Origin of the sequence: Cellulomonas sp. P24 (genome assembly GCF_024704385.1) — a bacterium.
GTDB lineage: Bacteria > Actinomycetota > Actinomycetes > Actinomycetales > Cellulomonadaceae > JAJDFX01.
This window is the reverse complement of sequence record NZ_JAJDFX010000002.1, coordinates 1019489-1040130: the sequence shown is the minus strand read 5'-3', so window position 1 is coordinate 1040130 and position 20642 is coordinate 1019489. Positions and strand designations below refer to the sequence as shown.

14 protein-coding genes are annotated in these 20642 nt (G+C 72.0%); 6 read left to right on the top strand and 8 right to left on the bottom strand.

Translation table 11 applies throughout. The annotated features are described in order from the left end of the window. Positions 1 to 37: 37 nt before the first annotated feature. Positions 38 to 769, top strand: coding sequence for a hydrogen peroxide-dependent heme synthase (hemQ, locus tag LJB74_RS04890; RefSeq protein WP_259307468.1), 732 nt, complete (start codon positions 38 to 40; stop codon positions 767 to 769). Here the strand turns inward: hemQ and LJB74_RS04885 are convergent. The 3 genes from LJB74_RS04885 to LJB74_RS04875 form a co-directional block, all read right to left on the bottom strand. Then, a complete protein-coding gene (locus LJB74_RS04885) occupies positions 754 to 1851 on the bottom strand; it encodes an LLM class flavin-dependent oxidoreductase (protein ID WP_259307467.1) in 1098 nt (365 codons plus the stop codon). The two genes, hemQ and LJB74_RS04885, sit on opposite strands and share 16 nt — an antisense overlap. A gap of 91 nt (positions 1852 to 1942) precedes the next feature. Beyond that, positions 1943 to 3205 (bottom strand): Glu/Leu/Phe/Val dehydrogenase, encoded by a 1263-nt coding sequence (locus LJB74_RS04880; RefSeq protein WP_259307466.1) that lies wholly within the window; start codon positions 3203 to 3205, stop codon positions 1943 to 1945. Positions 3206 to 3374: 169 nt separating this feature from the next. Next, positions 3375 to 4412: a LacI family DNA-binding transcriptional regulator gene (locus LJB74_RS04875; RefSeq protein WP_259307465.1), complete on the bottom strand. Its 1038-nt coding sequence runs from the start codon at positions 4410 to 4412 to the stop codon at positions 3375 to 3377. A 338-nt stretch (positions 4413 to 4750) separates the two neighbouring features. Here LJB74_RS04875 and LJB74_RS04870 point away from each other — a divergent pair, with 338 nt between their 5' ends. From LJB74_RS04870 to LJB74_RS20595, 3 genes are all read left to right on the top strand, one after another. After that, a complete protein-coding gene (locus tag LJB74_RS04870; RefSeq protein WP_259307464.1) occupies positions 4751 to 6061 on the top strand; it encodes an ABC transporter substrate-binding protein in 1311 nt (436 codons plus the stop codon). Between the two features lie 103 nt (positions 6062 to 6164). Next, on the top strand, positions 6165 to 7196 hold the full coding sequence (locus LJB74_RS04865; RefSeq protein WP_259307463.1) for a carbohydrate ABC transporter permease: 1032 nt from the start codon (positions 6165 to 6167) through the stop codon (positions 7194 to 7196). Further along, positions 7193 to 9277: a substrate-binding domain-containing protein gene (locus LJB74_RS20595; protein WP_310650811.1), complete on the top strand. Its 2085-nt coding sequence runs from the start codon at positions 7193 to 7195 to the stop codon at positions 9275 to 9277. The genes LJB74_RS04865 and LJB74_RS20595 overlap by 4 nt, the downstream gene beginning before the upstream one ends. Positions 9278 to 9311: 34 nt before the next feature. On the opposite strand, the gene LJB74_RS04850 is transcribed toward LJB74_RS20595, so the two are convergent. Beyond that, the gene (locus LJB74_RS04850) at positions 9312 to 9824 is read right to left on the bottom strand and encodes a DUF2505 domain-containing protein (RefSeq protein ID WP_259307462.1); all 513 of its coding nucleotides are present in this window, start codon (positions 9822 to 9824) and stop codon (positions 9312 to 9314) included. A 179-nt stretch (positions 9825 to 10003) separates the two neighbouring features. Between LJB74_RS04850 and LJB74_RS04845 the strand changes: the two genes are divergently transcribed. Further along, positions 10004 to 11470 carry a sensor histidine kinase gene (locus LJB74_RS04845; RefSeq protein ID WP_396125120.1) on the top strand — a complete coding sequence of 489 codons (1467 nt, stop codon included), beginning with the start codon at positions 10004 to 10006 and terminating at the stop codon, positions 11468 to 11470. A 114-nt stretch (positions 11471 to 11584) separates the two neighbouring features. On the opposite strand, the gene LJB74_RS04840 is transcribed toward LJB74_RS04845, so the two are convergent. Then, positions 11585 to 11833, bottom strand: coding sequence for a WhiB family transcriptional regulator (locus LJB74_RS04840; RefSeq protein ID WP_259307460.1), 249 nt, complete (start codon positions 11831 to 11833; stop codon positions 11585 to 11587). Positions 11834 to 12137: 304 nt separating this feature from the next. Between LJB74_RS04840 and LJB74_RS04835 the strand changes: the two genes are divergently transcribed. After that, on the top strand, positions 12138 to 12692 hold the full coding sequence (locus tag LJB74_RS04835; protein ID WP_259307459.1) for a hypothetical protein: 555 nt from the start codon (positions 12138 to 12140) through the stop codon (positions 12690 to 12692). Here LJB74_RS04835 and LJB74_RS04830 read toward each other — a convergent pair. From LJB74_RS04830 to LJB74_RS04820, 3 genes are all read right to left on the bottom strand, one after another. Beyond that, positions 12637 to 16896 carry an FtsK/SpoIIIE domain-containing protein gene (locus tag LJB74_RS04830; protein WP_259307458.1) on the bottom strand — a complete coding sequence of 1420 codons (4260 nt, stop codon included), beginning with the start codon at positions 16894 to 16896 and terminating at the stop codon, positions 12637 to 12639. The genes LJB74_RS04835 and LJB74_RS04830 overlap by 56 nt on opposite strands. A gap of 165 nt (positions 16897 to 17061) precedes the next feature. Next, positions 17062 to 19767, bottom strand: coding sequence for an ABC transporter permease (locus tag LJB74_RS04825; RefSeq protein ID WP_259307457.1), 2706 nt, complete (start codon positions 19765 to 19767; stop codon positions 17062 to 17064). Beyond that, positions 19767 to 20609, bottom strand: a complete 843-nt coding sequence (locus LJB74_RS04820; protein ID WP_259307456.1) for an ABC transporter ATP-binding protein — start codon at positions 20607 to 20609, stop codon at positions 19767 to 19769. Before LJB74_RS04820 ends, LJB74_RS04825 begins: the two co-directional genes overlap by 1 nt. Between the last annotated feature and the right edge of the window lie 33 nt (positions 20610 to 20642).

The following is a 20642-nucleotide window of genomic DNA, read 5'->3' as shown; positions in this document are numbered from 1 at the left end:
TCATCCCGTACCACCCAGCACCAGGAGGAACCCGCTCATGAGCACCGCTGCCGACCGTGACACCTCGGGACCGGCCGAGACCGTCTCCGCTGACGTCGTCAACGCGACGATCCGGTACACGATGTGGTCGGTCTTCATGACGTCCTCCGCGCTGCCGGCCGATCCAGAGGCACGGGCCGAGATCGTCGCCCTCGCCGAGGAGGCGGTCGCGTCCGACGGGCTCGTCGTCCGGGGCTGGTACGACGTCGGCGGCCTGCGGGCCGACGCCGACCTCATGGTGTGGTGGCACGCCGAGACGATCGAGGAGGTCCAGGGCGCCTACCACCGTCTCCGCGCCAGCGAGCTCGGCGCGTTCCTCGAGCCCGTGTGGTCGAACGTCGGGCTGCACCGGCCGGCCGAGTTCAACAAGGGGCACATCCCGGCGTTCCTGGCCGGGGAGGAGCCGCGGGCCTACCTGTGCCTGTACCCGTTCGTGCGGTCCTACGAGTGGTACGTGCTGCCGGATGCCGAGCGTCGCGAGATGCTCGCCGAGCACGGTCGCGCGGCACGGGGGTACGCGGACGTCCGGGCGAACACGGTGTCGGCGTTCGCTCTCGGCGACTACGAGTGGCTGCTCGCGTTCGAGGCAGACGAGCTGCACCGGATCGTGGACCTCATGCGCGACCTGCGGGCCACCGAGGCGCGGCGCCACGTCCGTGAGGAGATCCCGTTCTTCACGGGCCCGCGCGTCGCGCTCGCCGAGTGGGCGGACCGTCAGCCGCTGACCTGAGCGGAGCCGGCCGCGGACCCTCGTTCGCCCGCGTCGGGTGCGTGCAGTCCCCAGCCCGCCGCGAGGTGCTCGAGGGTCTCGATCCGGGTCTGCACGTCGTAGGCCGTCCCGGTGATCATCAGCTCGTCCGCCCCGGTGCGGTCGACGAGGGCCTCGAGCGCGGCGACCGCATCCGTGACGGTGCCGACGACCTGGGTGCCGGGAAGCTCCGCGAGGAGGGCGCTGAGCTGGGCGGGTGCGGTCCGCTCGAGCTCGGCGAGGGCGGCGGCCGCGTCGTCGGGGGAGACGACCGGGCCGAGCCGTCCGGTGCGCAGGCTGAGCGCCATCACGCGGCTCGGACCGGCGAGAAACCGGGCCTCGGCCACGGTCGGCGCGACGAGCACCGACGTCGTGAGGACCAGGCGCGACGAGGCGAGAGCCTCCGACGGGCGGAACGACTCGCGGTACGTCGCGACGGCGGCGTCGGTCTGCCCCGTCGAGAAGTGGTGCGCGTAGGCGAAGGGCAGCCCGAGCTCACCGGCGAGCCGCGCGCTGTAGGTGCTCGACCCGAGCAGCCAGACCGGCGGGCTCGAGATCGCTGCCGGTGTCGCGCGCAGGCGCTGCGCGACGGCGGAGAGCGCACGACCGGGTGCGGGCCGACCGAGCAGCGCGAGGGTGTCGGCGAGGTCCACGGGGAACTGCTCGACCGGGTCGCCGTTGGCGCTCCGGCGCAGGGCGGCGGCGGTCACCGGGTCGGCGCCGGGTGCACGGCCGATGCCGAGGTCGATGCGGTCCGGGTACAGGGCCTCGAGCATCGCGAACTGCTCGCCGACCACGAGTGCCGGGTGGTTCGGGAGCATCACGCCGCCGGATCCGATGCGGATCCGCCCCGTGTGCGCCGCCAGGTGCGCGATCAGGACCGCGGGTGCCGTCGACGCCACCGCGGGCATCGAGTGGTGCTCCGCGACCCAGAACCGCGTGTAGCCGAGCTCGTCCGCACGTCGGGCGAGGGCGGTCGTCGCCGCGAGCGCGTCTCGACTCGTGCCGCCGTCGCTGACGGTGGAGAGGTCCAGGACGGACAGCGGTACGCGTGGTGTGGTCACGGCGGGTCAACGCACGACGTCGCGCGATGCTTCCCCGTCCGTCACCCCGGGAGGACGGACGATCCCGGGGTGACGGACGGTGCGGTACCCGTCAGGGGTACAGCCCGCGGATCTGGTGCGCCTGGGCGACGCGGCGGACGCTGATCACCAGCGCGGCGTCGCGGAGCGACAGGCCGTCCGCACGGGCCACCTCCGCGACGCTCGCGTAGGACGTCATCATCCGGTGCTCGAGCCGCTCCTCGATCTCCTGCTCGGTCCACCAGTACGCCTGGTTCGCCTGGACCCATTCGAAGTACGAGACGACGACGCCACCGGCGTTCGCGAGGATGTCCGGGACGACGACGATCCCCCGTTCCGCGAGCACACGGTCGCCCTCGATCGTCGTCGGGCCGTTGGCGCCCTCGACCACCCAGCGGGCCTTGACCTGTGCGGCCGTGTCGGCATCGAGGACGCCTTCGACTGCGGCCGGGACGAGGACGTCGACGTCGAGGGCCAGCAGGGCCTCGTTGGTGATCGGGTCGCCGCCGGGGAAGTCGACGACGGAACCGGTGGTGGCGACGTGGTCGAGCAGCGCCGGCATGTCGAGGCCACCGTCCGCCTGGACGCCGCCGTACTGGTCCGTCACCGCCCGGACCGTCGCACCTGCCTCCGCGAAGAAGCGTGCGGCGTGCGACCCGACCTTGCCGAACCCCTGGATGGCGACGCTCACCTCGGCGAGCGTCGCACCGGCATCGGCGAGGGCGGCGCGGGTCGCGTGCACGACGCCGCGGGACGTCGCGGTGGCGCGGCCCAGGGACCCGCCGACGGCGAGTGGTTTGCCCGTCGCGACGCCCGGGATTGTGAAGCCGCGGTTGACCGAGTACGTGTCCATGACCCAGGCCATCGTCTGCTCGTTCGTGCCGATGTCCGGTGCGAGGATGTCGCGCTCGGGGCCGATCATCGGCATGATCTCGCTCGTGTACCGCCGGGTGACGCGCTCGAGCTCGCGGCTGGAGAACTCGCGCGGGTCGATCGCGATCCCGCCCTTGGCGCCGCCGTAGGGCAGCTCGACGACGGCACACTTCCACGTCATGAGCATCGCGAGGGCACGCACCTCGTCGATGTCCACGGACGGTGCGTACCGGACGCCACCCTTGCCCGGACCCCGGGAGATGTTGTGCTGCACGCGGTAGCCCGTGAAGAGCGTCGTCGAGCCGTCGTCACGGCGGAGCGGGATCGCGACGTTGATCTCCCGCCGCGGCGTCGCGAGCATCGCGTGCAGTCCGTCGTCGTACCCGAGGATGCCGACCGCTGTGGCGAGCTGCGCCTTGGCGGTCGCGAGCGGTGCGGAGAGATCCGGTTCGGACTGGGTCATGCTGTTCAGCCTCCTGGCCTCGTCGGGGCGCCTGCACCGGCCACGCTGCCGGTCGTCGAGGCTGCTCTCGGAGACACAGACTGCCACGCAGGACTGTGCAGAGCGCGCGGGCGTGCCGTGGTGTCGTGGTCGTCGGCGGATGCGGCTGCGCTCCACACCCGCCGTGGGGTCAGGAGGACGCGCGGACGATCAGCTCCGGGGAGAAGATCGTCGTGCGGGCGACCGTGCTGGGCCCCGAGAGCTGGTCGAGCAGGAACGTGCCTGCGGCCTTGGCCATCGCGACCACGGGGTTGACGACGGTCGTGAGCGGAGGCCGCATCGTCGAGGCGAGCGCGAGGTTGTCGTAGCCGACGATCGCCACGTCGTCAGGGACCCGGATGCCGAGCTCGGCGAGGTGGCGCATCGCCCCGACGGCCATGAGGTCCGAGGCCACGAAGATCGCGTCGAGGTCGGGGTGCTCGGCGAGGAGCGGGCGGACGGCAGCAGCACCTCCCTCGAGCGTGAAGTCGCCATACGTGACCGCGTCGTCGGCGAGCCCGGCGGTGGTCATCGCGGTGCGCCAGCCCTCGAGGCGGTCGATCCCGGCGGCCATGTCCTCGGGGCCGGCGATCGTGGCGATCCGTCGACGTCCACGTGCGATCAGGTGCTCGGTCGCGATCCGGGCACCTCGGACGTTGTCGACGTCGACGTACTGGATCGTGTGGTCACCCGAGAGCGGACGGCCGATGAACACGTACGGGACACGCGCCTCGAGGAGGGCGGTGGCGACCGAGTCGTCCCGGTGGTGGGAGACGACGACGGCGCCGTCCACGTGCCCGTTGCGCAGGTACCGCAGCGTCCGGGCGTTGTCGCCGGGACGAGCGATCAGGAGGACCAGCTGGAGGTCCGAGGACTGGAGGGCTGCGCTGAGGCCACTGAGCGTGCCGGCGAAGAACGGGTCGGACAGGACACGCTCGTCGGGTTCGGGGATGACGAGTGCGATCGAGTCCGTCCGCCTGGTCACCAGGGACCGTGCCGCGCGGTTCGGCGTGTAGCCCAGCTCGCTGACGGCGGCCTCGACGGAGGCGAGCGCCTCCGGTGAGACGCGCAGGCCCCCGTTGATCGCGCGCGACGCGGTCGACCGGGACACGCCGGCGCGCTCGGCGACCTCTTCCAGCGTGGGGGCCGGGCGGGACTGGGACCGGGCGGCGGACGTTCCGACCGTCATGGTCGTTCCTCCAAGCGTTGGTGCGTAGCGGGCCGGCACTGGCCCGTCCCCCCTCAGCATGATGCCCCACTCGGGCGGTGCTGACCCCGAGCAGCGCGCGTACCGGGGCGAGAAGCCTGCGGGCCAGGGGCGTGGAACGGCGTCGCGAACCGCCGAAGAAGCGCAGTGCCGGTAACGATTGGATCACGGGGAGTTGACGCATCCGTGGGCCGCACACATAATCGTGACGACGAAGTGAGAGCGCTCCCACACAACGCGGCGCGCTTTCTGTCTCTCCCGGCGACCAGGGCGGTCTCCCGGGCCCGAGGGCCTCAATGCTGAGGCCACAGGAGGAATTCATGCGCAAGACAAGAAGCAGGGCAATCGCGCTGACCGCTGTGCTGAGCGCGAGCGCACTTCTCATGACCGCGTGCTCGTCGAGCGGTAGCGGTGGGAGCGCTACCACGGCAGGGGGGGATGGAGCGAAGGTCACGCTCGACGTGAACCTCTTCGGTACATTCGGGTACAAGGAGGCCGGCCTCTTCGACGAGTACCAGAAGCTGCACCCGAACATCACGATCAATTACACCTCCGTCGAGCAGGAGGGCGACTACTGGCCCGCATTCCTGACGCACCTCAACGCCGGCAGCGGCGTCGGCGACGTGCAGGGCATCGAGGTCGGGCGCATCGCCCAGGCGACCAGCGAGCTCGGCGACAAGTTCGTCGACCTGAAGACGACGTCCGCCAAGGACGGCATCAGCAAGTTCGTGGACTGGAAGGAGAAGGCGGCAACGACCTCCTCCGGCGCGGTCATCGGCCTCGGCACCGACATCGGCCCGATGGCGATCTGCTACCGGACCGACCTCCTCAAGGAGGCGGGCCTGCCGACCGACCCCACCGAGCTCGCGGCCAAGATGAGCACCTGGAAGGACTACCTGGCCCTGGGTGAGCAGTACAAGGCGAAGGCCCCGGCGAACAGCGCCTGGACCGACTCCACCGGTGGGCTCTACAACGCGATCCTCTCGCAGTCGAAGGAGCAGTACTACGACGCGAGCGGCAAGCTCATCTACGACACCAACCCCGCGATCAAGAACGCCTGGGACCTCTCGGTGAAGGCTGCGCAGGACGGCTTGACCGCCAAGCTCGCCCAGTTCAGCGACCAGTGGAACCAGGCGTTCTCGACCGGATCGTTCGCGACGCTCGCGTGCCCGTCGTGGATGATCGGCTACATCAAGGGTCAGGCCGGCGACTCCGGCAGCGGCAAGTGGGACGTGGCAGCGCTCCCGGGCGGCGAGGGTGGCAACTGGGGCGGCTCGTACCTCGCGATCCCCAAGGCGTCGAAGCACCAGGCCGAGGCCGCTGACCTCATCGCGTGGCTGACCGCGTCGGCCCAGCAGCAGAAGGTGTTCCAGAAGGTCGGCAACTTCCCGTCGAACACCGAGGCGATCGCTGCTGTCGCGACGGTCACGGACCCGTACTTCAGCGACGCGCCGATCGGCAAGATCTTCGGCGACGCCGCGAAGTCGGCACCGGTGCAGACGCTCGGCCTGCACGACGGTGACGTCAAGACCCAGATCACCAACGGCCTCACCCAGGTCGAGGCACAGGGCGTCGCCCCGGCCACCGCGTGGTCGGACGTCCAGGCGGCGGTGAAGTCGCAGGTCGGCTGACCTGCAACACCACGTCAGCGCGAAGTCGGGGGCGGCCGTCACATCGGCCGCCCCCGGGTTCGCATCACCGTCACCGTCATCGACTCAAGGGGAGCGGGCACCCGTGACCACGTCTTCGTCCACCCACCGACTCGCACAGCAGCCGCCGTCCGACCGGTTGGGCCCAGCCGCTCGACCGGAGCGAAGCGCCTGGCGTCAACGGCTGTCCCGCTGGGACACCAAGGCCTCGCCGTACGCGTTCGTCTCGCCGTTCCTGCTGCTCTTCGTGGGTTTCGGGATCTTCCCGCTCGTCTACACCGCCTACATGAGCCTGTACAACTACCGGCTCGGCGGGACCAAGACCTGGGCGGGTCTCGGGAACTTCACCTGGCTGTTCCAGGACAAGTTCTTCTGGAACGCCCTGAAGAACACCGTGACCCTCGGGGTGATCTCGACCGTCCCGCAGCTGCTGATCGCACTGGGCCTCGCGCACGTGCTCAACTACCAGCTCCGGGCCCGCAACTTCTACCGGGTGACGATGCTCATGCCGTACGCCACGTCGGTGGCGGCAGCGACGCTGGTGTTCTCCCAGCTCTTCGGCCGTGACTACGGGCTGATCAACTGGATGCTCGGGCTCTTCGGCGTCGAGCACATCGACTGGCAGAACGGGTCCTGGTCCGGTCAGGTGGCCATCGCGGTCATCGTCACGTGGCGCTGGACCGGCTACAACGCGCTCATCTACCTGGCCGGGATGCAGTCGATCTCGAAGGACCTCTACGAGGCCGCGGCGATCGACGGCGCGAGCAGGTGGCGGCAGTTCACCAACGTGACGTTGCCCGGCCTCCGGCCCACCATCCTCTTCACGATCGTGGTCTCCACGATCGGTGCGACGCAGCTCTTCGGCGAGCCGTACCTGTTCAGCGGCGGAGGGCAGCAGGCGTACAACGGCGGCGCCTCGCACCAGTACCAGACCCTCAGCCTGTACATGTACCAGCAGGGGTGGCAGTACCTGCAGCTCGGTCGTGCGGCGGCCGTCGCATGGGCGACGTTGCTCCTCGTCGTCATCTTCGTCGTGCTCAACCTCACGATCGCCCGGATGCGCGATCGCACGCCGAAGCTCCCGAGCACCGCCGACGTCGAGGGGACCTCCCGATGACCACGTCCACCGTCCGCACCGGAACGTCCGCGCAGCACGCGACGCGCGGCAACCGGGAGCCGAGGAAGAAGTCCGGCGCAGGCAGCCAGCTCGCAGCACGCTGGCCGTCCTACGTCGTGCTGATCCTGACGGCGATCGCCTTCATTGCGCCGTTCTACTACACGGTCGTGATCGCCAGCAGAAGCAATGCCCAGATGAACCAGGTGCCGCCGCCGTTGTTTCCTGGTGGAGACCTCTGGAACAACGTCACCGCGGCCTGGAACACACCGCAGGCGAACATCCCGAAGGCCTTGGTGAACTCGCTCCTGGTCTCGACGACGGTGACGGTCGGGACGGTGTTCTTCGGGACCCTGGCCGGGTTTGCGTTCGCCAAGCTCCGATTCACCGGGCGGAATGCTCTCTTCGGGTTCACGATCGGCACGATGATGATTCCGCCGACCCTCGGGGTCATTCCGCTCTACATCCTGATGGCCAACCTGCACTGGACCGACCAGCTGCAGTCGGTGATCCTTCCGACCGTGGTTACCGCATTCGGTGTGTTCTTCATGCGACAGGCCCTGGTGGAGGCGCTGCCGGACGAGCTGGTCGAGGCCGGGCGGGTCGACGGCGCGTCGGCGTTCCGGATCTTCTGGTCGATCGTCCTGCCGATCGCACGACCGGCGATGGCGGTGCTCGCGATGCTCACGTTCATGACGTCGTGGAACGACTTCTTCTGGCCGATCATCGCCCTGACCTCGAACAACCCCACCGTCCAGGTCGCGCTGAACAACCTCGGCGGTGGCTACGTCCCGGACCACTCGATCATCATGGCCGGGACCCTGCTGTGCACCCTCCCGCTGATCGTGATCTTCCTGTTCCTCGGTCGTCAGATCGTCGGCGGGATCATGCAGGGGGGCGGTCAAGGGCTGACGCCGGCCGCGTACCGAGGCGGGGCGCCGTCCGCGGCGCACCCGTGGGTGGCGCACGTCCGCGTGCGCCACCCGATCCGCCGTCCGATCACCATCCGCGCCGACGTCGCCGGGGAAGGAGCCTCCCAGATGTCGATCGATCCGGGACCTCCCGGCAGGACGGCGGGCCGGGACACGCCGACCCTCGACCAGGTCGCCCGCGCCGCGGGTGTCTCGCGCGCCACGGTGTCGCGCGTGGTCAACGGCGAGGCGCACGTGAGCGCGGCGACGCGCTCCGTGGTCGAGCGTGCGGTGTCCAGGCTCGGCTACCGTCCCAACCGCGCCGCGCGCGCCCTCGCGACCGGCCGGACGGACTCGGTGGCGCTGATCGTCCCTGAGCCCGACGAGCGCGTGCTCAGCGACCCGTTCTTCGCCGGGACCCTGCGCGGCCTGAGCGCAGCACTCGCCGACACCGACGTCCAGCTCGTCCTCATGCTGGTGCGACCGGGCGAGGCGGCCCGTCGGGCGGTGGACTACGTGCGTGGCGGGCACGTGGACGGCGCTGTGGTGGCGTCGCACCGCCGTCGCGACGTCGTCGACAACCCGATGCTCGCGTCGCAGCTGCCGCTGGTCTTCATCGGGAGGCCGGCGGCCGGCGTCGCCGGGGTGCAGTACGTGGACGTCGACAACGTCGAGGGCGGGCGGCTCGCCGCCGCCCACCTGCTCGCGCGCGGGCATCGTCGTATCGGTACCCTCGCCGGGCCCGCCGACATGTCCGCGGGCGTCGACCGGCTCCGGGGGTGGCGGCAGGCGCTCGCTGCCGCCGGGGTGGCGGACGACGCGGTCGAGCAGGGGGACTTCACCCCGGCGGGTGGCGCTGCCGCGGTCGAGCGTCTGCTCGCGGTGCACCCGGACGTCGACGCGATCTTCGTCGCCTCGGACCTCATGGCGTCGGGCGCGCTCGGGTACCTGGCTGCGCGTGGGATCGCCGTTCCCGGACAGGTGGCGGTCGTCGGCTACGACGACCTCGGCGTGGCCGCGTCGACGGCACCCGCGCTCACGACGGTCGCGAGCCCCGTGGTCGCGATGGCGCGGGCCGCCGGGACCCTTCTCCTCGGCCGGATGTCGGGCGACGTCGTTCCCGGCGAGCCGGTGATCCTGACCCCGTCGCTCGTCGAGCGCGACTCGACCTGACGGCGGCTGCCGGCGTCGTCGCCCATGCCCGCCGTCACACCGCGGGGGCAGCCCCCGAGTCCGCGATCCAGCGTCGGGCGACGTCCTCCTCGGCGGCGAGCGCCGACCGGATGGCCTGCGCTGCGGCGCCCTCCACCGCGTTCCCGAACAACGGGATGGCGGCCTTGACCTCTCCCTCGTAGGCGAGCTCGCAACCGCCCGGCGTGGGTGCGAGCAGCGCGGTCCCGGTCAGCCGGACAGGAGCACCGGCGATCTCGACCACGACGGTCCCGCGACGAGCACCGGCGCGCTCGGGCTCCCAGGCCTCGACCTGGCGGACGTCGAGGCTCGACCCGATGAAGCCACGGAGGTTCGCCGGGATGTCCGACGTCGGCATCGACCGACGGGTCGTCACCGTGAACGCGCCACCGGGGTCGGAGGACACCGTGACCTGATGGTCGAGCGCTCCGGTCGCCCGGATCTTGGCGTGGATGTACTCGGGATCGGCGAGCATCGCCGCGGCGGCCGAGACGTCCGCCGGGAACGGGATCCGGACGTGCAGGCGCATCGTTGACCTCCTGAGGACGTTTCACGGGCTCCGCGGGATCCGCCCGGCCACTACCAGGAGGCTAGCGCGCGTGGCTGCGCGCCGGGCGCGCATGAGCGAGCACCTGGCAGACGCGTAGCAGGCACGCGGCGCGGATGGGCAGACGCGGGCCCGCACGGTCTTCGCTCTACGCTGGTCACGTGCCCACCCTCAACGATCTCGTTCTCCGGCACTCCGACCTCGCCCCGGTGGACGTGGAGTGGCTGCACCTCCTCGTCGGCGACTGGCAGCTGATCTCGGACCTGGCGTTCGCGGATCTCGTGCTGTGGCTGCCCACCGACGACGGCGACTTCGTGGCGATCGCGCAGTGCCGACCGAGCACGGGCGCGACCGTCCACTACGACGACATCGTCGGCACCCATGCCCCCGAGGGACAGCGTGTCCAGCTCCAGACCGCTCTCACCGAGCTTCGCGCCCAACGGTCGCGCGAGCCACGGTGGTTCGGGTCGTACGCCGTCCGCGAGGAGGCGATCCCCGTCGTGCGGGGTGGACGCGCGATCGCGGTCCTGGCCCGGCAGACGAACCTGGGTGGTGCGCGCACACCGAGCAGGCTCGAGCTCAACTACGTCGAGGCCGCCGACGAGCTCATGGGCATGGTGAGCCGTGGGGAGTTCCCGGCGCCGAACGCGCCGACGGGGCCGCGCCGGGGTGCGCCGCGCGTGGTCGACGGCCTGATCCGGATGAACTCCGAGGGCGAGGTCCTCTACGCGAGCCCGAACGCCCTGAGCTGCTTCCACCGGCTCGGCGTGATGGGCGACCTGGTGGGTCGTTCCCTGGTCGAGGTGACGACCGACCTGATCGAGCAGAACTCACCCGTCGACGAGTCGATGCCGCTGGTCATCATGGGTCGCGCCCCGTGGCGGACGGACATCGAGGCCAGGGGAGTGGCGCTGTCGCTCCGCGCGATCCCGTTGACCGAGAACGGGCACCGGGACGGCGCCGTGCTGCTCTGCCGCGACGTCTCCGAGGTGCGTCGCCGTGAGCGGGAGCTGATCACGAAGGACGCGACGATCCGGGAGATCCATCATCGCGTCAAGAACAACCTGCAGACCGTCGCGGCACTGCTGCGCCTGCAGTCCCGTCGGATGAGCTCGCCCGAGGCGCGTGAGGCGCTCGGAGAGGCGATGCGGCGGGTGTCCACGATCGCCCTCGTGCACGAGACGCTGTCCCAGACCCTCGACGAGACCGTGCCGTTCGACGTCCTCGTCGGGAGGAGCCTGCGGCTGGCCGCCGACGTCGCGTCGGCAGGTCGTCAGGTGCGGACGGTGACGTCAGGGACGTTCGGTCTGGTGCCCGCGCAGGACGCGACGGCGCTGGCCCTCGTGCTGACGGAGCTCGTCACGAACGCGGTCGAGCACGGGCTCTCCGCAGCCGAGGGAGGGACCGTCGAGATCACGGCGGTCCGGGACGGCGACAAGCTCAGCGTCGTGGTCGCCGACGACGGGGTCGGGCTGCCTGACACCGGCGGGGCGATGTCAGGTCTGGGCACGCAGATCGTGTCGACGCTCGTGACGAACGAGCTGCGCGGGACGATCGAGTGGCGGTCCCGCGAGGGTGGCGGGACCGAGGTAGCGGTCGAGGTCGTGCTCAGACCGTTGACGGCCTGAGCACGACCGACGACACCGTGCGCCGGTCGCGTGCGACGTCGGCGCGGTCGCCCAGGGGCGCGGTGCTCAGCTGAGGGGGTCCTCAGTCGGCGCGGTGCTCAGCTGGTGCAGTGCTCAGCTGGCGCGGCGCTGACGAGCGGTGCGGCGCTTGAGCGCGCGACGCTCGTCCTCGGACAGGCCGCCCCAGACGCCGGCGTCCTGACCCGACTCGAGGGCCCACTTGAGGCACGTGTCCATCACCGGGCAGCGACGGCACACAGCCTTCGCCTCCTCGATCTGGAGGAGGGCCGGGCCCGTGTTCCCGATCGGGAAGAAGAGCTCCGGGTCCTCTTCGAGGCAGGCAGCGTTGTGACGCCAGTCCATGACTTCTCCTAGGCGCAAGGCGAACCGCAGCCCATGACAGGGCAGCCTCGATCAGAGGCGGTTTGGTTCGGAAGGGGGAATCTGCTAAGGACAAGCGTCACACCTGTCCGGGCAACACACAAGGGGTTACGAGAAGGTTTCAGCCGTATAACAGATGAGGCCTTCATCACATTCCGGCGCGATTGTGTGCGACGGTTGTTGGGTCCGTGTGCCGATCGCCGTCATCGCCGCGAGGGCGCAGCACCGTCGGGACGGACCCCGGCCCCGCACGCGGTGCGGCGCAGGCAGCCCCTAGAGTCGTGGCGTGCCTTCCGACGACCCGGTCCGAGACCTCGATCCGCGCGCCCGCCGAGGAGCTGCCGCCCCTGGTCGGGGCGCCTCCCGGGACGGGAGCGGTCGCACGGGCTCGACGGGCCGTGACGCCACGTGGTCGCACCGGCCGGCGGCGTTGATCGTGGCGGTCGGCCTGATCCTGCTGGAGGCCGTGGCCCTGGTCGTGGTGACGGGAGTCTCGGTGGTCTCGCTCGTCCGGGGCGACGCAGCGCTCCCGGGAGCGATGGTGTTCTTCGCGGTGTTCTGCCTCCTTGTCGCCGCGGTGCTCCTCCAGGCGGCGCGCGCCCTGCTGGCCGGCCGACGCTGGGCCAGGTCACCGGTGATCACCTGGCAGGTCCTCCTCGGCGTCATGGCCGTCGGCTGGCTCGGCGTCGAGGTCACGGCCGCTGCGACCGCGGCGCTGGTGGTGGCCGTGGCGGTGACTGCTGCTCTCCTCCTCCCCCGGTCGTCGCGTTCACGACCGGCTCTGCTCACGCCTCCGGGAGCCCGGGCGGCTCGACGCCGCGATAGACCTGGACCGGGGTGACGACAGACCCGGCCTGGACGACACCTCGACCCGGGAGGTGAGGGTGATCGTGGTCGCGGTACCGGTCGAGCGGTGTGCCGAACACCTCGTCGGAACCGGACTCACCGGGCGACAGGACGATCCCGCGCCGCGTCGCCCGCAGACTCGTCCAGGGCTCGCGGTACGCGACGCAGACACGTGCGGTGCGTGCCGAGGCCACCAGTGCCCGCGGGCCGCTGCCGGTGGAGGGCACGGTGAGCACGTCGACGAGCTCCCCGCACTCCTGCGGGCGCAGGCGCTCGAGGTCGTCGAGGTCGTCCACCACGACGACGAGAGGACGTTCGGCCGCCGCGATCGCGCCCACGAGCCGGCGGAGCGCTGCCGCATCGAACGACCAGGTCGCCGTCGTGAGTGCAGTGTCAGGGAGGCCCGGGAGCGGTCGACCGTCGGCGGTGACGACGTGGAGGGCCGTCGTGCACCCGAGCTGCCCGGCGAGCACACCGAGCGTCGTGGACCGGCCCGAGCCGGGCGGGCCGACGACGAGCGCACCGCGCGACAGGTCGAGACCCGTCTCGGTCGCGTCGTCGCCACCGAGGCCGACATCGACCCAGGTGGCCGCGCGGCTGCGCGTCCGCGGCGAGACGACCGGGGCCTCGAGCGGGATCGGGGCCAGGCGGAGAGGGTCGCTGCCCGGTGGTGTGGTGCCCGTTGGTGTGGTGCCCGGTGGTGTGGTGCCCGTTGGTGTGGTGCCCGGCGGAGTGGTGCGCAGCTGTGTGGTGCCCGGAGGCTGCTCGGCGACGGCGATCTGGCACACCCGGGCGGAATCCGTCCCGGCACCCCCGAGATGGATCGCACGTCCCGACGCGGTCGGCTCCCCGAGGGAGGCAGGAACGCCGAGCATCGTCCGTGTCACCGGGTCGGTGCCCGGGAGCACGACGATCTCCGGGAACTCGCTGCGGATCCCGGTCGCCGGTGCGGCGGTGACCGCCACCGAGACCTCGCGCGACCGCGCGTCGCGCAGCAGACTCGCGAGCGTCGTGCGTCCACGGGCCGCTCCGGACCTGTCGAGCTGGTCGAGCACGTCCAGCAGCGGTTCGAGACCGTCGATGACCAGCAGGGCCGGGACACCGCCGCTGTCGCGTCGCACCAGGAGGTCGAGGAGACGACCGAGCAGGCGACCGTCACCGTGACCGACCACCGTCCCCAGGCCCGGATGCGCGCGGAGGTCGGCGAGCTGGCCGTCGAGGCCGACCGCGTGGACGTGCCAGCCGGCGGAGAGTCCCGACACGGCCAGTGTGCGGAGCGTGGTGGTGCGACCGGAGCCGGCGCCGCCGACGACCAGCAGGTGTTGCCCGACGGCGAGACGCGCAACAGCCCGGGCCTGCGACTCGGGGACGTCCGCGAGGGCGAACGGGAGGCCAGGGGAGCCGTCGTCCGCGAGGGCGTCGAGCGGCAGGGATGTGGGGAGCTCCGGGAGCCACGGCGCGCGGGGCGCACGGGCGCCGGCCGCGACGGCTGCCGCGACGACGGCGTCGACATGTCGGGAGAGGCCGACGACGGCGCGGGCGTCCTCCGCCGCGTCCCTGGAGGGGGAGGGTGTGGTTCCCGCGGCCGGGCCGAGGTCGCCCCACGCGGCAGCGGGACGCACACCGACGTCCCCGCCTGACCCGTCGCCCCGCACGTCGGCGTGCGCCACCTGGACCAGCTCTGCGGGTGCCGTGCCGCGCCGCACGACGGCGCGACCCGGCACGCCTGCCGGGGTCCGCGCGGCGTCCGGCACACCGACGATGTCCAGGGAGTCTGCCTCGTCGGTGACACGAAGGGCGATCCGCAGGGAGATGTTGGCGCGCATGTCGGCGCTCACCGCCCCGCCGGGGCGTTGGGTCGCGAGGACCAGGTGCATGCCGAGCGACCGCCCTTGCGCGGCGATCCGCAGCAGGTCGGGGAGGAAACCCGGGAGGTCGTCGGCCAGTGCGCGGAACTCGTCGACGACCACGAGCAGGCGGGGCGGCGGTTCCACGAGCTCGGTCGGTGACGGTGCGGGACCGGACGCGCGTGCCGCCCAGGCACTGCGGAGCTGGTCGAGATCGCTGACTCCGTGCGCGGCGACGAGCCGCTCGCGCAGGCGCAGCTCGTGACGCAACCCGGCGAGCGCGCGCATCGCAAGGGCCGGGTCGAGGTCGGTGACCTGCCCGACGACGTGGGGGAGCCGGGCGCAGTCGCCCAGGCTCGCGCCACCCTTGTAGTCGATCAGGGCGATCGCGAGGTCGGCGGGCGACCTCGTCGACGCGAGGCCGAGCACGAGGGTCTGCAGCAGCGCCGACTTCCCGGCCCCGGTGGTCCCGGCGACGAGCGCGTGCGGACCGTCGGCCACGAGGTCGAGCGAGACGACCGCGCCACCGACGCCGATCCCGATCGGCACCGCCAGGCCGGGATCGGTCGACGAGCCCGACCACCGCGCGGTGATCTCGTCCGACGCGGGACCGTCCCGGAGATCAGGAGTACCGGGGAGCCGGTTCCACGGGACGCTCGCGGGAAGCCCGTCCGGCTCGTTCGTGCCGCGCGTGCGGGCCCGCAGCGCGGCCGCGCGACGCGACTGGTGCTCCGCGGTGCGGATCGAGACGGCCGGCAGGGGCACCGGGTAGGTGCGTCCGTCCGAGCAGCGCAACAGCGCGTCGGCGCGACCCGCCTCGACCTCCAGGACGGTGTGGCACCACGGCGGGACGTCGGCGAGGCTGCCGCCGACGAGGATCAGCTGACTCCCGGCAGGCGCATCTCGCCACAGCGACGACGCCGAGGCCGGCCAGGGGCCACCTGACGGATCGATCACCGTCAGCGCAGCGGCGTGCGGACCGTGTCCCGCGACCGGGACGCTGGGGCGTGGGGCCCGGGTCGCCGCGGTACCGGCGGCGTCGTCGGCCGCCAGGAGCGCGGCCGTGCCGATCCAACGGCACCACGACCACTGCGGTGAGGCACCCGGGGGATGGCGGACGACCACGGGTGGCGCGTCGTCGGCGCCCCCCGATGCGGTCGCTGCGGTCACCAGGCCCCGTGCGACGGCGAGGGCGTGCTCTCGAGGGCCGACCACGGCGAGGCAGGCATCGGGGGTGAGGTCCGCGAGGTGCAGCGGGCGGATCCCGGGAGCGCCCGGGTGTCGTTCGTGGAGCCGGAGCGTGCCGGTCACCACGTCAGCAGGGCTCGGCACGACGACGGCGTCACGCGCCGCGACGTCGGCGACGCGTCCCGACGGTGCTGCCGGATGTGGCGCCCCGCGGTCGGAGGACGGCGACGCGTGTCGGACGCGCCGTCGTGATCGGAGCCCGGCGACGAGCTGGACGAGAGCCAGCACCGGCCCGGTCGCCGCGAGCAGGAGCATCCGCGGGTTGCCCGTGCCCATCGCCAGCACGACGGCGGACACGACGGGTGTGAACCACGTCGAGAGCGCCACCGGCGACGTGACCGTGGTGGTGTGCGGCCCGGGTGGCGCGGACGCGCCCGCCGCTCCGGGAGCGGACGCTCGGGCGGAGGTACCGTCACGGTGCCGCACCTCGATCGACGTCGAGCCGAGGACCAGCCGATCGCCGTCGCGCAGGCGGTGCCAGCGTCCCACCGCGCGCAGGCTCCCGACCTGCCGGGACAATGGACGGGTGCGCCCACGACGCCGTCGCACGGTGCCGTTGTGCGAGCCGTCGTCGCGTACCTGGAGTCGGTCGCCACGCCGTCGCACCGTGAGGTGGCGCCGGGAGACCTGCGGGTCGTCGACCTGGAGATCCACGCCCGGACCGCGCCCCACGACGGTGGCGTCATCGACCCCGCGGAGGCCACCCGCATCGGGGCCGGAGAGGACGGCGAGGTGCCAGACGGAGCGCAGGGCGTCGGCCGCCGGGTCCGGCCTCGGCGGGCCGACGGTGAGGACGCTCCCGGCCTCGAGCGGTGCCAGGCCGCAGAGCTGGTCGTCGCCGACGGCCCGGGCACCGACGGAGAACCGTGCTCCTGGCGCCGCGATCTCGCCGATCCCGGTGAGCGCGGCCAGCGACGCGCGCAGGACTCCGAGCCGGCTCCCCTCGGAGACGTCGACGTCGACCCGGCACGGCGCCGGACCGGGCGACAGCTCGGGCACCACGCCGACGACCGCACCCGGGCACTGGTCTCCGCCGGGACGCCACTCGACCGTGATCCGCACCGGGACAGCGTCGCCGGTGGCCGGGACGCTGCCCCGGCGCACGGGACGCAGGTTGGGGGGCCGTGCCGGGTCCACAGGGTGTGTCGTCGGCTCGACGGCGAGGACCCGGTTCCCAGCAGGGCACGTCGTCCTCGTCTGGGTCCTCGTCCGGGGCCGACCGGGCGGCGCGGAGGGCCGCCCGGTCGACTCCCGAGTCGCAGGCGACGCTCAGTCGACCGCCAAGGCCGCGACCGGCGACGTCCGTGCGGCGGCCCGACCGGGGACGACCGAGGCGACGAGGCCGGCGATCAGCGCCACGAGCAGGACGAGCGCAAGATCGCGCCACGGCACGGCGAGCTGCACGTCACCGATCGAACCGAGCATCGTCGCCGCGCCTGCCCACCCGTAGACGAGACCGAGCCCGATCCCGAGGACAGCGCCGACACCGGCGATGAGCATCCCCTCGATCGCGAGCATCACCCGGAGCTGGCCTCGCGCGAGGCCGATGGCCCGCAGGGTCGCCGACTCCCGTCTCCGTTCGATCACCGAGAGCGAGAGCGTGTTCGCGACGCCCACCAAGGCGATCACGACCGCCACACCGAGCAGTCCGACCACGACGGCGAGGAGGGTGTCGATCACGCGCTGGAGCGAGGCGCGCTCGACGGCACCTCCGGAGACATCGACCTCCTGGTCGGTGAGGGCGTCCTGGATCGACGGCACGACGTCGGGTGCGCTGTCGGTCGCGGTGAGCTCTGCCCACAGCAGCGGCGACGCGGCGCCAGGTTCCACGGCTGTCATGGTGGTCGGTGTGACGAGCGCCTCCCAACCGCGCAGTGCCGTCACGGCCACGGTCAGCGTCACCGGCGGGACATCTGTGCGTGCACCACCCGTCGCGTCCGTCGCCGCCACGGTGACGACGTCGCCGGTTCGCACCGCGAGCGACTCCGCGAGCGACGAGGACAGCACCAGGGCGTGGTCGTCGAGCGGGGCGATCAACGCACGGTCCCGGACGACCGTCGCGGCGTCCGTGGCGCTGATCCCGTGCAGTGTCTCCATCGTGGCAGGGGCGTTGGTTCCGGTCTCGGGCGTGATCAGGACGATCGCCTCGGTCAGAGCGACGACCGTGCGGACACCGTCGACGCGTGCCACGGTCGACGCCACCCCCGGAGATAGTCCCGCGGTCCGTCCGTTGGCGCTCGGGGCTGCACGAACCTCGACATCCACCGGGTAGGTCGCGTCGAGCTTCGAGACGAGCGTCGCCTGCGCGCTCACGGCCCCTGCGCTCATCATCGTCACGAGCGTGACGCCGATCAGCAGCGCCGTGCTCGTCGCGGCAGTCCGACGCGGGTTGCGCACGGTGTTCGCCACTGCCAGCCGTGCGCTCGTGCCTGTGCGCGCCACCAGGCGTCCGGCGACGGCAACGACCTGAGGTATCCACAGCACCGCACCGACCAGCACTCCGACGAACGAGGCCGCCCCGCCCAGGACACCGAGTCCGAGCACCGCGAGCGGATCCGTGTGAGCCGCGAGCACCACGGCGGCGGTGAGCAGGAGGGCGCCGCCCACCGTCAGCAAGCCGGCCAGGACGAGTCGGGCACGCCCGGGCCGGCCGGTGAGGTTCGGTGCCTCGGCCGGCCTGAGTGCGGCCAGCGGTGCGACGCGGGTCGCCGCGCGGGCCGGGGCGAGGCCTGCGCCGAGAGTGACGACGATCCCGATCACGACCGGGAGCACGAGGGCGGTCGCGCTCAGTGGCGCCGACGACGGCAGGTGGGCGTCGGCGCTGGTCCGTTGGAGGATCTGGAGTGTCAGCTGGACGACCGTGACCCCGGTCAGGACTCCGACGACCGAGGAGGCGAAGCCGAGAATCGTCGCCTCGGTCATGACCGATCGCCGCAGCTGGCCCTTGTCGGCGCCGACGCATCGGAGCAGCGCGAGAGTGCGGGTCCGCTGCGCGACGATCACCTGGAACGTGTTCGAGATCACGAGTGCAGCGACGACCAGCGCGACGGCGGCGAATCCGAGCACGACGTACAGGACCGACTGCGTGTCACCTGACGCGCTCTTGACGCTCGCCTGCGCCTGCTCGTCCTTGGTGCGGACATGGACGTTGTCGGGCAGCGCCGAGACGAGCTGGTGCTGGACGGTGGCGACCTCCGCAGGACCGTGGACGGTGAGGGTCACGTCGTTGTAGGCCACCGGATCGGGGCCCGCCTGGTCACGGGCGAACTGTTCTGCCTGGGACGGTGAGAGGACAGCCGCTCCACCTGAGACGGAGAACGCGCCGGCGGGATCGTCGACCAGGCCGACGACGGTCAGACGATCATGCTTCTCGGTCCAGGTGACGGCGGTCGGTGGAGTGGTGTCGGTCGATCCGGCAGCCCCCGTGGCGCCGTCGGTGCTGGCTGCCGTCGCGGTGCCTGCCGCAGCCGGGGTGCCGGACGGTGCCGCGGTCGAGGTGCTGGGCTCGCTCGATGGTGTGCCGATGGAGTGCGAGGCATCGACCTGGTCCCCGACCCGGAGGCCGAGTCGCTCGGCAACCTTCCGAGGCAGAGCGATCTCCCCGGCGGCTGACGGGAAGGTCCCCGTGGTCAGCTTCTGGGCTTCGAGGCGGGGCTCGCTCGTCGCCTCCGTCACGAGCACGTACGCCCGGTGGCTCCCGGCCGACAGCTGAAGACCCACCTGCGGCTGGACGTTCACGGCTGCCACGCCCGCGGCGGAACGCACCGTGGCCACGACCTCAGGTGACACCCGCCCCGTGACGACGAGGTCCGACTGGGCGTAGGCCGCGGCGATCGCGTCGTAGGTCGTGCGGGTGATGACGTCGCCCACGATCAACGTCGCGGCGACGAAGGCGGTGCCGATCGCGATCGCGATCCCGGCAGAGACGAGACGCCCGATGCTGCGGCGCATCTGGGCGAGAGTGAGGCGCAGCATCAGTCGCGCACCGCCGTGGCGGTCTGGTTCGCGTGCGCGTCGAGCCCCGGTTCGACCTCGAGGGAGCGGAGCGCGTCCAGCCCCGCGAGGACCGACTCGGGTGTGGGGTCGGCGATGTCGCCGGCGATCCGCCCGTCGGCGAGGAGGACCACGCGATCCGCGTACGCCGCGGCCGCCGGGTCGTGCGTGACCATGATGATCGTGCGACCGAGCTCCCGGACCGAGCGACGGAGGAAGCTCAGCACCTCGGCCCCGGACCGTGAGTCGAGGTTCCCGGTCGGCTCGTCGGCGAAGACGACGTCGGGCCGGGCGATCAGCGCCCGTGCGATCGCGACGCGCTGCTGCTGGCCACCCGAGAGCTCGCTGGGCCGGTGCTCGAGTCGGTCGCCGAGGGCGAGGGTCGCGACCAGCGTGTCCTTCCAGGCGCGGGTGTCCGCGTCCAGCCGGGTGCCGGCGAGCTCGAGCGGCAGCACGATGTTCTGCTCGGCGGTGAACATCGGCAGCAGGTTGAACGACTGGAAGACGAATCCGATGCGGTCCCGGCGGAGCTGGGTGAGCTCCTTGTCGCCGAGGGACGTGATCTCGGTCTCGCCGAGGAACGCCTGCCCCGACGTCGCGGTGTCGAGACCTGCGAGCAGGTGCATGAGCGTCGACTTACCCGATCCGGACGGCCCCATGATCGCGGTGAACGCGCCCGCGGCGAACGTGACGTCGACGGCGTCCACCGCGCGCACCGCTGCTGCGCCGGTCCCGTAGACCTTGCTCAAGGCGTGGGCGCGCACGGCCTCGGTCGGATGCGCGGCAGTGCGGGTCGTGAGCGGTTGGTACACGGTCGTGTCCACGGAGGTCTCCCGGGAGTCGGTGGCGGGTCGTGC